The following is a 15,487-nucleotide window of genomic DNA, read 5'->3' as shown; positions in this document are numbered from 1 at the left end:
TTCAAGAAGGTCAGAACCGTTTTGCTCAAAGATACGCAACTAAGAGCTTATCTATGACAAAAGGTCATGGAAAAGAGCAGTCTCTGTAGAAGGCTGACTGCTCTTTCCTTAATTACGATGGCAAATCTATTTGTCCGTGGACAGATAGCCGATAGGCTGCTAAAAAAGTCCGATTACATTTCTCCACAGCCGCTCGCGCTTTTTTATAGCCTTGATCTTGCAACTTTCTATCCGGTATGATTTCAATTCGATCGGCTTTGTTCTGAAAGGTCTCTTCTATATAGTCCCAAAGATTAAAGGGAAGTAAAAGGTATCCGAGTAGCACTTGCCATTCTTCTGGTGTCAATCGTTGCACCCATTCATAGCCTTCTATAATAGCAACGGCACCTTTCCACCCTTCTCGTGTATCTCTAGCTACTTGAGCTACAAGTTCTGATAAGTCCATAATAGGGGCGTCAATACGACTATGGGAAAAATCTTCTATCCAGATACCTTGTGCTGTTTTGACTAACTGCGGTATAGCATAGTTTCCGTGAATTAAGGAACCTCGGGCACGAGCAGCTCTATATAGTTGATAGTAGTTTTCTTCGATCCACCGAAAAGACCTATCTGCTCGATCCATCAATCGCGGCAAACTTTCTTTGAGTAGACGATCGCCATCGGAGAAAAACCGTTGCTTTTGCTGTTTTTCTTTCCACTTTTCTACAATGCTATAACCTTTTTTGACTTTTTCGCCCAATCTTTCGCTTTTGTCATCATCTTGATAAAGAGGGACATAGCCAGTGCCTGCTCGATGTAATAAGGCCAGTGTTCTACCGACTTCTCGATAGTCTTTTGATTTTTCTAGTTTCATTTCTTTTCCGAAGATTTTCTTGTAGACATAGTAAGAACGCTCTGGAAAAGATATAACTTTTTCACCGAACTTAGAACGATTGATCTCTGGACAGTTATGAAAGCCATTCTTGCGCAAATGGTCAATGGCATTTACAATGTTTTGTCCTTGCTTTTTCGCTTCTTCTCCCGTAATTTCATGAATAATTAGTGAATCAATGTTACTTTCTATCAGCCATTTATGTCCTTGCCGTTCTACCATACGAGGCTGCCGATCCAGCTCTTGAAGCACTTGCAAGATTTCTTCGTTACCAATTGGTAAAGTAGATGTAGGTTGATAGTCCTGGGCCCAGGGCAAGCCTTGTTGAGAAATTTTCTTGACCATGTCTTCCCAACTGGCTGGTATGGATGCTTTCTTATCTTCTACGGTCTCTGTTGATTTCGTTGACAATTCTTCTGCCGCTTCACTGAAAAGTTCTATTGCTTCTTCTTGTTCCTTCCCTAGTTCCTGATCATGTATGGGTACGATTTCTTTACTCTGTTTTTCTGGCTCTGCCCAATTTCTCTCTTCTTCTGTTGCAACAACAGCTTTTATCAATGGTTCCGATGATATTACAATCTCTTTTTCTGTAGAAAGTTGCATCGATTCTGTTTTTTTCTTTTTTTCTACTGGTGGTACAGGAAAAGCAATTCTCTCTTCGCTTTTCCGTCTTTTTGTCGATAAGTTCCGAGCTTGCCTTTTTTTCTTAGGATAACGATATCGAGGATCCGTTCCGACGTAGCGACTTTTAACGTGAACCATCTTTTTTCACCTCCTGATCCTTATAATGGCTATGCTCTCTGTTGTTGACGTAATTTTTCAAGGAAAGAATCCCGTTCCACCTCTTCTTCAATGGCTTGCCTAAAAGAACTCAAAAGTTCTTCCGAACGATGACCATCACGATAATAACTTGCTACGACTTTCCAGAACTTGTGAGGAAAGGACAGTAGTGATGCAAGCACGTCTGTTTCTCTTTTATCTAAAGGTCTGATCTCTTCGTAGATGGCCAACATTTCTTTTCCAGTGTCGATATCCCAGCTTTCTCTGCGATCCATTACATGGCGTATAAATCTTGTCAATTCTGCTACGGGCAAATCAGTTCCACAGTTATCCCAGCCTATGATAGCTAGATTGTTATCTTTAGATAGACGTAAATTCTTTTCTGTCCAGTGTCGATGACAGATGGAGCCTTTTTCACTAGACTCCGTATACAGTTTATCAATATCGCTAGCAATGAGTCGTTCGATGGCTTCTGTACTTTTTTGCTCCATTTTTCTTGCATTTTCTAGGAAAATTTCATCAAAAGCATTGTAGCGACCTCTTTTTTCAACCCGTTGTCTATACTCTTGAAGTTCTCGATTCCGATCCTCCAGGGCTTGTCGATTCATCACTCTATCGACTTCTTCTTGCCGCTCTTTGACATGACCAAGACGATGTAGCAGAGCAAGATTTCTTGTGGCCACTTGTAAATCTCTATCCTGGCAAAAATCAACAGAAGGATAGCTGTACCAGTCTACAAGAATATAGTAGCTACTTCCTTTTCGTACAAAGGGCTCTCCCTGCCTTGTTCGAATATGTCGACTGGTGTGTCGAAAGCCTCGAGCCGCTAGTTGCTCCAAAGCATGATGAACTGCAAAAATTCTATCCCGATCAAGGCTCTTGTAGCGATAAAGCCCTTTCGACCCGCGATCTGTTTCCAGCCTCCAGCCTCTGCCTCTTCGTTCTGTTCTTCCTATTTCATAAGGATATTGCTGTAAAACTTCTTGCTCTTCTTGACCCAAGCTTACGAAGTTCTGATCATTTTCTATCATGGGAATTGCCTCCCTTCTAGTGAACACCGTAGTCCAATGTAGTGCCATACTATGAAAGAGAGTCCCAAGTGTTACTGGTAAGTTATGGTCATAAAAAAACTTAATAGCCCTGCCAGCAAAGGCAGGGCTATTAAGCATAGATGATTGCTTATTCCACTTGATAACTTTTTTTTTGCAAACAACATAAAGGAACCGCTGTCCCCCTGTGTTATTACGAAGGCGTAGTCGCTTCTACTTCCACAGACTTACTCACTTCCGAAAAAGCCGGCAAAGAATTCGTCCATTTCCCACAACGATCGCCCCAACGCGCCAAAATGCTTTCCGACTCTTTCAGTTCAATAATTTCACATAGATTCGGACAATCACTGCATTCCCAAGAGTGAGCCCTGAAAGGCTGTTCTGCTACAGTAAATCCTTTGAAGTTACTGTTACCACCTCTTTGAACGACAGCTTCTGACGCTAAAAGTGCCGCTCCAACAGCACCCATAACTTTATGGTATTTCGGTACTTTTACAACGTGACCGAGCTCTTTTTCAAAAGCTTTGCACATCCCAATGTTGGCAGCTACACCACCTTGGAAGACAATAGGTGGTTCAATTTTTTTACCTTTTCCCAGGTTATTAAGAAAATTACGAACCAAGGCTTCGCACAGTCCGCCGATAATATCTTCTAGCGAATGACCCATCTGCTGCTTATGAATCATATCTGATTCCGCGAAAACAGAGCATCGACCGGCGATGCGTACAGGATGCTTGGCATCAACAGCCAGTTTGCCAAAGTCTTCAATGGGAATTTGCAAACGTGAGGCTTGCTGGTCTAGAAAGGATCCTGTGCCAGCAGCGCAGACAGTGTTCATCGAAAAGTCAGTAACAACGCCATCTTTCATGATAATAAGCTTTGAATCTTGTCCACCAATTTCTAGAATCGTTCGCACGCCTGGAACAAGTGTACTTGCTGCAACAGCATGGGCTGTGATTTCATTTTTGATCACATCGGCACCAACGACGATCGCGGCAAGGTTGCGAGCCGAGCCTGTAGTCCCCACACCTTGAATTTGATCGTTTTGATACAATTCAGCCAGTTTTTTCATACCTTTGAGCACTGTTTCGAGGGGTCTTCCCTGGGTGCGCAAATAAAGAGCTTCATGAACTTGCCCTTCTTTGTCCACTAGAACAAGATTCGTTGATACGGAACCTACGTCTACGCCAAGGAACAAGGCATCTTTTGCTGTATCCATCGTTCTCTCCTAGATATCGATTTGTCTAATAGCAAGCTTTTTCCGTTCAAGCATATCGATAAAAGCTTCTAACCGGGTGATCAAGCCTGCTTCTCCCGTTTGTTCATCTGTGTAAATTGTAAGAACAGGCAAGCCGTAATCTTTTTCAATGAGCGGCATAATAGATTGGGCTACAATTTCAGGCATACAAGTCAATGGACCTACTTGAATTACACCATCAAAGCCTTTGTGTGCGTATTCGATAGCGCCACCAATTGATTCCTGACCATGGCCACCGACAACACAGCTGAGATAGGGTTTGGCTAGTTTTCGAGTCTCTTTATGACCTTTAACCGATAACAATCCCTTAAAAAGGTGTTCATTGACCCACTCACTGAGATAAAGAGAGCGATCTACTTCTGCTCCAAGATAGCCTAGATGTTTTTCCATATAGCCACTGGCCGTTGGTTCAAGAAGAGTGTAGATTTCTCCTACCATTCCAATTTTTACGACTTTTTTGTGCCAGTCCAGCGGAAGTGCTTGCATAGCCTGTATATACTCTTCTTGTTTTTTTCGAACCTCTTTCACTGATCTAGCTTGATCAATTGCTTTGCGTCCTTGCCGATATACTTTATCTACGTCGCCCCGTTGTAATTCTCGACAGCGCAGGCGACTTGCTTCTTTTTCAATGGCATCTAGAGCCAAGCATTTTTCATAAGAAAAACGTATGGCTTTGATCAGTTTCCACCAAGAATTCGAGCCTGTGATCAGGCGAAGACGTTTGAGCAGTTCGCCAATATGTTGATCCGGCGGCTCTAGGACTACCATATTCAATTGGACACCCATATCTTTTAAGATTTCCCGTTGCACCTGGTTGTAATAGCCAAAACGACAAGGGCCAATACCGCCAGCCATAATAACAGTGTCAGCGCCTTTTTCTACGGCTTCAATAAAGTTACCGATGTTCACTTTTAAAGGAAGACAAGCAAACTCCGGTGAATATTGAACGCCAAGAGAAAGGGTTTTTTTGGTAATCGGTGGTGGTGTAATCACTTCATGACCTAGTTCGCTAAGCAATGCTTTCAAGACAATGTCCATGTTACCCATGTGTGGAAATGTTATTTTCATTCTTTGATCACCCACCCATAGCCAGATCAACAGATTCGGTACCATCGGCTGTGGCAACTTTCTGTAGAGATTTTTTTCTCTCAATCAAGTCCAGAAAAGCTTCTAGCCTCGTAACAACGCCCGCCTCTCCTGTATGCTCATCAATGGTTAGGTAAAGCGTCGGTACAGTACCTTCTCGTTTGGCATATCGCTCTACCAATTCCCCAACTAGGCTATCGGGGCCACACCCGAAGGCGGCAACGTATATTAAGCCATCAATTTTTTGCTGAAGAAAGTGTAAAGAACCACCTAATAGCTTTTGTCCAAAAGACCAGAAGAGGCGCTTTTGCATATGCTGCGTCGCTTCCATACTTAATTCCTTGCTAATAGCCATGGGCGTGATTACTTTGATACCTTTTTCTTTGAGCCGTTCTAACAAATTCATGCTAGAGAAGGGATCGAAAATTTGATAAGGATGGCCGATAACAGCAATCACAGGTACTTTACTTTCTTTGGTACGAATTCTTTTCTTTGTATAGTCTCGTGGCACATAGGCATCGAGGAGGCGACCGCTTTTTTCCCATCTCGCTAATGCATCGGGTGGGTATTCACCTGCTTCTACGGCTCTCTCAAAATCATCTTGTGCTTTTTTGCCCCAGTTTAAGGCTTCTTTAATTCTTGCACGACCAAAGCCCAGTCGAAGGGCCACATCAGTAAGAGCCTGTTCCCAACCACCGCCCTGCAAGCGATTGTTGACATCGGTAATGAGTAAAGCCGGATAGTCACCATCGAGTGTAGCTGCTGCACGAATCATATCGGGAAGACCTAAAAACTTTGGACATAGATAGGTCTTTTCTTCGACGCTGATAATGCGAGGTAGAAAAACATAATCTACTTTGCCTGTTAAAGCCCGCACATGACCGTAATATATTTTGACAGGTAAGCATACTTCATCGACGGAAGCGCGAACACCTTGATCGAGGATCTCTTTATTGGTTAAGGGCGATAAAGCGACAGAGCAACCAAGGCTTTCGAAAAAAACGCGCCAATAGGGAAGATATTCGTAGTATCCCAAGGCACGCGGAATTCCAATGGTGATATTCTTACCTGTCGCAGCCTTCATCGGCACTGGCGTTAGAACAGATGTAATTTTCAATGCTCTTCACCTCCGCAGGAATTCTTCTCACTCGTCCAGAGTCCTCTACGTCGAAGGCGCCAACGTAAGCCATTCTTTTGATCATCTCTCCATTTTTTATAGTCTAACCCAGTTTGTCCCTTTTTAATTATGCTCCGAATGAACAAGGGTTTAACCGTCTTTTCTTCCTTTTCTTCCTTTCTTTCTTTTGTTGCCTGGCTTTCTTCAGATGGTATTTCTACTTTTTCTTTGGATGTCTCTGGTTTCTGAGATTTTTCTTCCTTTGCTTGAAGATCCGCTGGTCGTTGTTCCTCTTTTCCTTCTTCAGGCTTACGACCTTCAGCCACTGCTTGCTCATCGCCTGAAGCGCCACCAGCAGCACCGGCATAGGCTTCGGGTAGGCGATCAGAATCAATTGGATCGAGGATGGTCGGTCTCCATCGTTTTGAAGGCATCGGCGCTCGTAGCAGACCAACTGGAATCATTTTGAAATTCATGGGAGCAATTGGCCAGAAATAGGGTTTACCGAATGATTTACTGCGCATCACAAGGGCTAACAGAGCCAAAACGCCAAGGACAAAGCCAATCCAACTGAATAAGGCGACCAAAAGAATTAGAAAAATCCGCACCAGCCGGTTTGTCTGCCCTAGTTCATAAGAAGGTGTTGCAAAAGTTCCTACGGCAGCTAATGCAAGGTAAAGAATAATCTCCGGGTGAAATAAGCCTACGTCTATGGCTACATCGCCAATCATAAAAGCTGCAATAAGACCTAAGGCTGTTGCTAGAGGTGATGGCGTATGAATGGCTGCCATTCGAATCATATCGAGACCCGCTTCAGCAGCAATGACTTGTAAGACCAGTGGAATCTGTCCTTGTTCTTCTGGACCAATAAAAGCGAGAAAAGGTGGTAGCAAGTCTGGATTCAAAGCAAACATGATCCAAAGCGGCAATAGAAAAACGGACGTAAAGACGGCCAAATAGCGTATGATACGCAAGTACAAACCCACAGGCGCATTCTGACGATATTCTTCAGCATGTTCTAAGTGATGAAAATAAGTAGCAGGCGCAATCATGACCGAGGGAGATGTGTCGACCATTATTAAGACATGACCTTCTAGCAGATGCATGGATGAGACATCAGGTCGCTCCGTGTAGCGCACTTGTGGAAAGGGATTCCAGTCACCCCGGGTGATAAATTCTTCAAGGCTTTTTTCACCCATAGGGAGACCATCTACATCAACTTTTTCTATGCGGTCTACTACTTCTTTAACAATGTTGGGATTGGCAATGTCTTCTATATAAGCAACAACCACGTCTGTTTGTGAGCGACGCCCGACTTGCATTAATTTAAAACGCAGACGAGGGTCACGAATGCGGCGACGAATTAAGGCTGTATTACAAACGATGACTTCATTAAAGCCATCGCGGCTACCACGAACGACTCGCTCTGTATCAGGTTCTTCGGGAGAACGAGCTGGAAATTCTCGCGCTTCAATGGCGATGGCTTCTTTTTCACCATCAATCATCAAAATGGAACGACCAGAAAGCAAGTGATAGTAGATCTGTCTTATATTCTTTTCTTTGGAGACTTGCAGGTAATAGAGACGGTGGTCAACTAAGTCGTCAAGATTGAAATCGCCTTTCTTTTCACAATCTTGCTCATACTCATCCAGTGCTCGCATGATTTGAAGTACGTCAAGATCTCGTGTAAAGCCATTGACATAGTACATGGCCATTTTGCGGCCTGCTATTGTCATCACTCGTTTATCAATGTCGAAACCAACACCTACACCAAGTTCACCATCGAACTGTAGTATATTGGTCTCAAGATCAGCTGTAATCTCTTCTTCTTTATATACCGTTTCTTTCATAGATTCTGCCTTATCTCCTCTATTCCATCTTTTCCGCCTGACGAAGAATCTCTTGAAGGGCTTTCGTCGTAATGGGAGCGCCCAATTCTAGACGATCAGCACCTTGCATTTTTCCTAGATCGCCGATGCCGACGATAAAAGGAATGGATAGCTTATTCAGGCTTTCTACCGTATCCCCTTCCAAATAACGATGACCTGGTGCCTCTACATTGCCTTCTTTGTCTACGGGACCTCGAACGACATGTCCCTGGTTATCAATAGACTCATTCACAGTAACGCCAGATACATCTGGTGTTTTTGATGCCACTGCCAAGGCACCAATGATTTCAATCTGTGGATGTTCAACGAGGTATCGTAAGGCCCGTTCTCCTTTTCCGGAACCAACATAACCTTTGTCATCAACCATAACAACAACAGGATCGTGGTGAGACGATAAGATTAGATCAGCCAGTCTTTCACCCTCAATGGGTGTAGGATTGCCAGCAGACTGGCTAATGCAACGGCCTCCAATGCGGTGTGTTGCTATTTCAACGGCTTCTCTTGCTCTTTTATCACCATCGGTTACGACAATGACTCGTCTTTTCTCATTGTGCTGAGATTTTTTTTTCTTTGCCACAAGCTCACCCTTTGGGGTTAAAGATAACGGCCATGGTATAGCCAAAAATTACAGCCGCCGCAATTCCTACAGCTGTCGCTTCTAAGCCACCAGCAAAAGCACCAAGTAACCCTTCCTTTTCTACAGCACTGATAGCACCTTGGGCCAAAGCATGACCAAATCCTGATAATGGAACAGTAGCACCAGCACCGGCCAAATCCACAAGAGGACCGTAGATCCCAAGGGCACTTAATATAGCGCCTCCTGTTACAAAGCCGACTAAAATATGACCAGGTGTAAGGCTCATCGGTGTGAGATCCATCAACAATTGACCGAGCAAGCAGATAAGACCTCCTATGAGAAAGGCGATAAGAATCTTTTCCATAAAAAGCTCAACCTCCTACTGTTCCGATTTTCATCGAAAGCTAAGAAGAGTATGCCGATTCTAAGACAACAGCATGACCAATACCAGGAATCGATTCACCTTGCTGAAAGCTCGTAGAACTAAAAAGAGCACCCGATCCCACAAAAAGAATGCGCCGATAGACACCTTCTTGCATCTTTTTCAACAGGTGTCCTAGTAAAACAGTGGCGGAGCAACCACAACCACTACCTCCGGCGTGGGTATCTTGCTTATTTTGATCAAATATCAAAATGCCACAATCGGTATAGTTTTCACCAGGTTCTAGCCCTTCTTCCCGCAATAATTGTTGTGATACCTTATGACCTACATGGCCTAAATCACCGGATACGATGAGATCATAATCATCCATAGTGCGGTTCAAATCTTGTAAATGCCGTAAGATGGTATGTGTTACGGCCGGTGCCATGGCTGATCCCATGTCAGCAGAATCTTTAACACCGAGATCGATGACTTTGCCGATGGTAGCATGGGTAATAGAAATTCTATTTCTGCTTTTTTTGTCTGACTCAGAGACAACTTCAGGAGAAGCAACAGCAGCAGCCCCTACACCCGTCACAGTCCATTGCGCTGACATAGGTCTTTGAACACCCAGCTCCGTAGGAAAGCGGAATTGTCGCTCCGCAGTTTCATGATGACTCGATGCAGATGCAACAACTCGATGGGCAAAATGGCCATCAACGAGAATTGAAGCAATGATCAACCCTTCTGCCATGGTGCTGCAAGCACCAAAAAGACCGAGAAATGGCAATCCTAATTTACGAGCTGTATAATCGGCGGTGATGTTCTGGTTCAACAAATCTCCGGCTAAAAAAACATCTACATCTTTTTTGGCCCAACCTGCCGCCTTGATCGCTTCTTCAACAGCCACACCCATCATCTTAGCCTCAGCTTTTTCCCAAGAGTTCTCTCCCCAGAGATTGTCTGTAATCACTTGGTGAAAGGAGCCGCTCAAAGGACCTTCATTTTCTATCTTTCCTACGATAGTATAAGCACCGACTACACGCGGCAATGTGTCAAAAGCAATCGTTTGCTCACCCATTTTCTTGCTTGGCTTTACAGCTCCCATGCCTTGTAAAGACCTTGCTATTCCAGAGTCACAGAGGGGACTCATCTCTTCTTTCATCGGAGTCACCATCCTCCACAATCTCGTCTATACCTGCTCCCCCCATGGCCGGTCGGGCAGAACCATAGGTGAAAATAGCTGAAATAGCTGCCAAACGAAATACCCTGTGCCATGTTCGATTACGTTGGGGTTACTTCTTGCAGGGGACTGGTCATCACGCTTTCCTCCGCTCTGGACTGGTCCCACGCTGTTACCGCCAGCAAGCTGGCGACAGCTGAGGTCCCAAGTCCCGCTCCGGAAAGCGTGATGCCCAGTCCCAGAGAGTTTTTGCCGATTGTTACTCCCTTTGACCTTGCTTGGCGAAACTTTCTGCTATATACGCAACTACCTATTGTATTTGCAATGCAATAGGCCGAAACTCAGACTTTATGCGGTATTAGCTCTCCTTTCGGAAACGTTATCCCCCTCTTATAGGTAGGTTATCCACGCGTTACTCACCCGTTCGCCACTAAGTCTTGGAATAGCAAGCTATCCCTTAACTCCGTTCGACTTGCATGTGTTAGGCATGCCGCCAGCGTTCGTCCTGAGCCAGGATCAAACTCTCCAAAAAAGGATGTTTTGGAGTTCGCTGCGCCATAAATGGCGTCAGCAGTGAACTTCCTTTGCATTCCTTATATATGGGTGAGCCTGATAAAGCTCTTAATTGACTTAATTTAGTACATTTTGCTTTGCCTTTTTAAGAGAACCAATTTAGAGCGAGAACGAAGGTTTTCGCACTGTAGCAGTTTATCTCCTAAGCGGCTCAGCAAATTGTCAGAATTGTTTCTGAATTGTTGTGGGGTACGTCCCAGTAGCCTTGCACGAGTAGGAAAAGATTACTTTTATTCAAAATAAAGTAAAAAAGAGCTGTTTTCAAAAAAACTCTTTACAAAATGAAAAAAACTCCTATTGTAGAAAGAGTAGACCTTGTTCGGTTCCCAACACCAACAAGTCTTTCTACAAAGGAGTTCCAAAAATTGAATAACATAAGTATAAAACAGAAAATGGTCATACGTCAATGCTTATCGATGCTTCCCATGGAACAGTACAAATGCCCTTTGTTAAATTATGAATATGATAAACTTGATACCGATGGACTTATTAAAATTTTTGTTGCTGCTCAGCTTGATGGCTGGCGATCTTACACAGAAATAGAGAAAAGATTGAAGGCCAATCCTGAACTTTGTAAAGTATTTGGAATAGAAACGTTTAGTGGCTCTCAATTAAGTCGACGAATTAACGCATTACCTACGGAATTACTTCGAGATTTATATACAATGGTCGTGGAAATGCTTCGAACGCTGACACAACATTCAAAAGGATTATCAAAAAGAATTGGTATACTAAGCATTCTTGATGCCACCCATCTAAAATTACCGGAAAATATATGCGACTGGGCCTATGTTACAAAGGGATGGAATGTAGTAAAAATGCATACTCGACTCATTGTAGCATCGCCAGACACAGCCTATCCGGATAAAATACTGCCTTCTACAGGCAATGTAAGCGACTTTGAAGGTTCAGACGAACTGATAGAAAAAGCTGACGTCACATACGTAATGGATCGGGGCTATGGATGTACAAAAAGAATGGCGAAGTGGCAAAAAGATGACATATCTTTTGTAGTTCGAATCAAAACCCAGTATACATTTAAAGTCTTAGAAGAATATAAACCGACTTGTACGCATGTATCAAAAAGTGCCAAAATAAAATTTAGTACATCAGACGAAGCATTTCGCCTTGTAGAGTTTATCAATGAAAAAGGAAGCATCTATCGTATTGTAACAACACGTTGGGATTTATCAGAAGAAGAAATTATGGACATATATAAAAATCGCTGGATGGTAGAAACATTTTTCAAATGGATAAAACAGAATTTGAAATTGTCCATAATAAGAAGCACAGAACCTCAGGGAATATGGAATCATATGTTTATTGCCCTTATCGCATATGGACTTTCTCTAATTGTAAAATTAAAAATGAAAACGAATAAGACACATCAGCAAGTACTAACCTTGCTACGTGTTTATTTCTATAAAACTTGGGGAGAGTTTATTGAAGAGTTATATAGCAAACCCCAAAAAACATCAAAAGGTAGACAAAAAGTCCCCGATAAAAAGAAGAAGCTAGTTAAATTTCCAGGTACAGTTGCGAAAATAAAAGGGCAAGATAAAAAGCAAAAATATTTAGCCAATATACAAAACAAATAAAAGCAAAAAATGGGAACCAGGGGCTTTGATATGTTATTGGCTTTTTATTAATAAAGAAAAATTTTACAGGGTTAAAAGTAAAGTATTCTCATTTTCTTCTTTAGTTCGTGGTATTGAATCAGACCTATCGTTAGAGAAAAAAAGACCGAAGGGATATCTTCCTTCGGTCGACTTGTATCCAACGAAAAAATCACAGGTTGCTAATAGATTTTTTTGTATTTTTTTACTTTGATGCAAGGCTATTGGGTACGTCCCCCGAACAATTCGCACAACTTCTTGTTTCGCACGCTTGACTTGTTTACAACTGTTTGATTTTCAAGGACCGGTTTGTTTTGCCCTCTTGTTGGGCGGAAATACATAGTATCATGTTTTGCATCGTTTTGTCTACTGGTTCTTTTTGGTAAATCGCGTGTCTATAAAAATTCAACTTTAGTGCCTCTACTACGGATATACCAATGAGAGTAACAATGAAGCGAAAGAAGAGATTCAAAGTCCAAATCTCGCCTTAGCAAGGCAATTTTGTCACTTCACAAACAGGATAACGACCATATTTTTCAGATTGAATGATTTTTCAAGTTTTCATTGAAAGAAAGATTGTTTTACAAGCACATCATGTCCAATCTTGGAACCATGATTTCTGTTGCAACTTTCTCTGTCATCTCGAAGATTTTGTTCGTAAATTCTAACATAATGCAAGCTTATTCTCAGAAAGAGCAAGGTCGACATGACATGAGCATATGAATCAAGAATTTTTTCTTCAAATGCAGGTTGCGCAGGTCTTTCGAGAAGAGGCAATGAATTCACAAAGCTTTTTCTTTTTTGTTTAAAGAAGAAAAAAGACCTTCGTCTTACGAAAGTCTTTACTTTCAAAATGGAGCCAGCGACAGGAATTGAACCCGCAACCTACTGATTACAAGTCAGTTGCTCTACCAATTGAGCTACGCTGGCATTTTTTGTGTTTTTTATGGTGGGCGATGACAGGATCGAACTGCCGACCCCCTGCTTGTAAGGCAGGTGCTCTCCCAGCTGAGCTAATCGCCCAAGAATGTTGGTGACCCGTAGGGGATTCGAACCCCTGTTACCGCCGTGAAAGGGCGGTGTCTTAGACCACTTGACCAACGGGCCATAAAATGGTGATCCATGCTGGACTCGAACCAGCGACACCCTGATTAAAAGTCAGGTGCTCTACCAACTGAGCTAATGGATCGCGTATAGGTAACTTGTATGAGTGGCAGCAGCAGTGTATTGGATTATAAGTGGAGGCGGCACCCAGATTCGAACTGGGGGATAAAGGTTTTGCAGACCTCTGCCTTACCACTTGGCTATGCCGCCTTGATAAAGGCCTTTAGATGGGGTGGCTGATGGGACTTGAACCCACGAGTGCCGGAGCCACAATCCGGTGCGTTAACCACTTCGCCACAGCCACCATAGCAAAATAATGGAGCGGGTGATGGGAATCGAACCCACGTAGCTAGCTTGGAAGGCTAGAGCTTTACCATTAAGCTACACCCGCATTTTTAAGAGAAATGGTCGGGGTGACACGATTTGAACGTGCGGCCTCCTGCTCCCAAGGCAGGCGCTCCACCAAACTGAGCTACACCCCGATTCTTCTATGGCGGAGAAAGAGGGATTCGAACCCTCGAGACGGTTTTGCCGCCTACACGATTCCAATCGTGCGCCTGAATTTTCTAAAAACTTATTTTATTTAGAAATAAACGCTCTTAGCATAAAATATTAAAATAAAGAATAGTTTTTCTCAAATAAATCAAACAATCAAGCAATAAGTAAAAAACAGATTTCAAGAATCTGGAAATAGACTAACAAAAATACTCTTTTAGACTACAGACTATGGGAACACCAAAGAAATCAATTTCAATTATATGGAAACAAATGCTTCGATATGCTATAATAGTCACAAAAACGTAGTAAACCTTCGACACAGAAACTACAAGTACTAGACAGAGAAATCGACCCTAGCTTTTTATTTGATCGAGGAGCCAGGCTCGATGTGTTAGCCAAGACGGAGACTGGAACACTAATGAACATAGAAGTCCAAGTCGCCAACCAATACAACATAGACAAGCGAACCCTGTACTACTGGGCTGGCCTTTACTATGGTCAACTAACCCGTGGCCAACCTTTTAGCAAGCTGCGAAAAACCGTGTACCTGGTGAATGTAATAGGATTTAACTGGTTTTCCGATGAAAATCGCTATCACCACAGATTACATATTCGAGAAGACGAAACAGAGCAACTACTAAACGATGACCTAAGACACTCGGAGGTATCTCCATGGACAAATATATCGTACTCAAAGGAAAAAACCCAATCGAACGAAGAAAAGAATGGCGACCATTTAAAGCGAAGGGCTATCGAATTATGGACGAAGATGGCTCTAGAGTTTGGCAGGAACAAGAAGGAATCCGACGAAAAGTGCTCGCAGCTTTTCAAGGGCACGACATCGATCTTTTTTTATTTGGCTCACGAGCAGCAGGAGAATCTCGTGCCAATTCTGATTATGACATTGGCTATTATTCCGATAACCCTATTGCTCCTAATCTAATAGTAACGTTAAAAGAAGAGTTAGAAGAATTGCCCATTCCTGCGAAAGTGGAGCTAGTAGATTTTCAAAAAGTAACACAAAAATTTATTGAAATCGCCATCCACAAGAATAAGGTGATAGTATGGAAACAAAAAGAGAAGAACTCACTATTCACATAGAAGTATTAAAGCGAGCTTTAGCTACGCTGGAAGAAGTTTTACCCATGCCCTACACAGAAATAGTACGTGATGCAACCATACAACGTTTTGAATACACTTTCGAACTTGCTTGGAAACTCTTTCGCAAAGTAGCCAAAATTGAAGGCATCGATGTAGCATCACCACGACAGGCTCTACGAACCATGTACGAACTAAAAATTATCGAAGACATAGACGTCTGGTTCGAATTCTTAGAAGATCGCAATCGTACATCACATACCTATAACAGAATCACTGCCGAACAAGTATTTGAAAGTGCCCAGCGAATGCCAAGCATACTGCAACAGTCACTTCAGAAAATTGAACAAAAATACACAAGTTAAAATTGCTCGAGCTGGGCAAGCCTGCCAAGGTAGCCTTACCCAGCCAAGGGGTCGTAACCAGT

General features: G+C 42.8%; 12 protein-coding genes, 8 tRNA genes and 1 pseudogene. 4 read left to right on the top strand and 17 right to left on the bottom strand.

The window, feature by feature from the left end; genetic code table 11:
* Window positions 1-112: 112 nt before the first annotated feature.
* The 9 genes from FTV88_RS14620 to spoVAD form a co-directional block, all read right to left on the bottom strand.
* A complete protein-coding gene (locus FTV88_RS14620) occupies window positions 113-1,633 on the bottom strand; it encodes a YutH/CotS family kinase-like spore coat protein (protein ID WP_153726281.1) in 1,521 nt (506 codons plus the stop codon).
* A gap of 29 nt (window positions 1,634-1,662) precedes the next feature.
* The gene (locus tag FTV88_RS14615; RefSeq protein WP_162008072.1) at window positions 1,663-2,682 is read right to left on the bottom strand and encodes a CotS family spore coat protein; all 1,020 of its coding nucleotides are present in this window, start codon (window positions 2,680-2,682) and stop codon (window positions 1,663-1,665) included.
* Between the two features lie 211 nt (window positions 2,683-2,893).
* Entirely contained in the window at window positions 2,894-3,919 is a 1,026-nt protein-coding gene (locus FTV88_RS14610) for an acyl-CoA dehydratase activase (RefSeq protein ID WP_153726279.1), read from the bottom strand.
* Window positions 3,920-3,928: 9 nt separating this feature from the next.
* Window positions 3,929-5,026: a CoA protein activase gene (locus FTV88_RS14605; protein ID WP_153726278.1), complete on the bottom strand. Its 1,098-nt coding sequence runs from the start codon at window positions 5,024-5,026 to the stop codon at window positions 3,929-3,931.
* Between the two features lie 7 nt (window positions 5,027-5,033).
* Window positions 5,034-6,161 (bottom strand): acyl-CoA dehydratase activase-related protein, encoded by a 1,128-nt coding sequence (locus FTV88_RS14600; protein WP_153726277.1) that lies wholly within the window; start codon window positions 6,159-6,161, stop codon window positions 5,034-5,036.
* Window positions 6,158-8,011 carry a spore germination protein gene (locus FTV88_RS14595; protein ID WP_207707886.1) on the bottom strand — a complete coding sequence of 618 codons (1,854 nt, stop codon included), beginning with the start codon at window positions 8,009-8,011 and terminating at the stop codon, window positions 6,158-6,160. Before FTV88_RS14595 ends, FTV88_RS14600 begins: the two co-directional genes overlap by 4 nt.
* 19 nt (window positions 8,012-8,030) lie before the next feature.
* Window positions 8,031-8,627 carry a stage V sporulation protein SpoVABEA gene (spoVAEA, locus tag FTV88_RS14590; protein ID WP_153726276.1) on the bottom strand — a complete coding sequence of 199 codons (597 nt, stop codon included), beginning with the start codon at window positions 8,625-8,627 and terminating at the stop codon, window positions 8,031-8,033.
* Window positions 8,628-8,631: 4 nt separating this feature from the next.
* The gene (gene spoVAE, locus FTV88_RS14585; protein WP_153726275.1) at window positions 8,632-8,991 is read right to left on the bottom strand and encodes a stage V sporulation protein AE; all 360 of its coding nucleotides are present in this window, start codon (window positions 8,989-8,991) and stop codon (window positions 8,632-8,634) included.
* A 40-nt stretch (window positions 8,992-9,031) separates the two neighbouring features.
* Window positions 9,032-10,096, bottom strand: coding sequence for a stage V sporulation protein AD (gene spoVAD / locus FTV88_RS14580; RefSeq protein ID WP_153726679.1), 1,065 nt, complete (start codon window positions 10,094-10,096; stop codon window positions 9,032-9,034).
* Between the two features lie 1,013 nt (window positions 10,097-11,109).
* Here spoVAD and FTV88_RS14575 point away from each other — a divergent pair.
* Window positions 11,110-12,342, top strand: a complete 1,233-nt coding sequence (locus tag FTV88_RS14575) for an IS4 family transposase (protein ID WP_153726678.1) — start codon at window positions 11,110-11,112, stop codon at window positions 12,340-12,342.
* A gap of 872 nt (window positions 12,343-13,214) precedes the next feature.
* On the opposite strand, the gene FTV88_RS14570 is transcribed toward FTV88_RS14575, so the two are convergent.
* From FTV88_RS14570 to FTV88_RS14535, 8 genes are all read right to left on the bottom strand, one after another.
* A tRNA-Thr gene (locus tag FTV88_RS14570) sits at window positions 13,215-13,290 on the bottom strand.
* Window positions 13,291-13,307: 17 nt separating this feature from the next.
* A tRNA-Val gene (locus tag FTV88_RS14565) sits at window positions 13,308-13,383 on the bottom strand.
* Between the two features lie 8 nt (window positions 13,384-13,391).
* A tRNA-Glu gene (locus tag FTV88_RS14560) sits at window positions 13,392-13,467 on the bottom strand.
* 6 nt (window positions 13,468-13,473) lie between these two features.
* Window positions 13,474-13,549 (bottom strand) — tRNA-Lys (locus tag FTV88_RS14555).
* 50 nt (window positions 13,550-13,599) lie between these two features.
* Window positions 13,600-13,674 (bottom strand) — tRNA-Cys (locus FTV88_RS14550).
* 18 nt (window positions 13,675-13,692) lie between these two features.
* Window positions 13,693-13,768 (bottom strand) — tRNA-His (locus tag FTV88_RS14545).
* 13 nt (window positions 13,769-13,781) lie between these two features.
* Window positions 13,782-13,855, bottom strand: a tRNA-Gly gene (locus FTV88_RS14540).
* 14 nt (window positions 13,856-13,869) lie between these two features.
* Window positions 13,870-13,946: transfer RNA gene (locus FTV88_RS14535), tRNA-Pro, on the bottom strand.
* A gap of 344 nt (window positions 13,947-14,290) precedes the next feature.
* Here FTV88_RS14535 and FTV88_RS14530 point away from each other — a divergent pair.
* From FTV88_RS14530 to FTV88_RS14520, 3 genes and pseudogenes are all read left to right on the top strand, one after another.
* Window positions 14,291-14,779: pseudogene (locus tag FTV88_RS14530) on the top strand (Rpn family recombination-promoting nuclease/putative transposase); the annotation flags it as partial.
* A complete protein-coding gene (locus FTV88_RS15945; RefSeq protein ID WP_279236997.1) occupies window positions 14,722-15,063 on the top strand; it encodes a nucleotidyltransferase domain-containing protein in 342 nt (113 codons plus the stop codon). The pseudogene FTV88_RS14530 and the gene FTV88_RS15945, both read left to right, overlap by 58 nt.
* The gene (locus FTV88_RS14520; RefSeq protein WP_153726273.1) at window positions 15,027-15,425 is read left to right on the top strand and encodes an HI0074 family nucleotidyltransferase substrate-binding subunit; all 399 of its coding nucleotides are present in this window, start codon (window positions 15,027-15,029) and stop codon (window positions 15,423-15,425) included. Before FTV88_RS15945 ends, FTV88_RS14520 begins: the two co-directional genes overlap by 37 nt.
* The last annotated feature ends 62 nt before the right edge of the window (window positions 15,426-15,487 follow it).

The sequence above is a fragment of the Heliorestis convoluta genome (assembly GCF_009649955.1).
Taxonomy (GTDB): domain Bacteria; phylum Bacillota; class Desulfitobacteriia; order Heliobacteriales; family Heliobacteriaceae; genus Heliorestis; species Heliorestis convoluta.
Note: the sequence above shows the minus strand (reverse complement) of the source record. Positions and strands in the feature narration are given on the sequence as shown.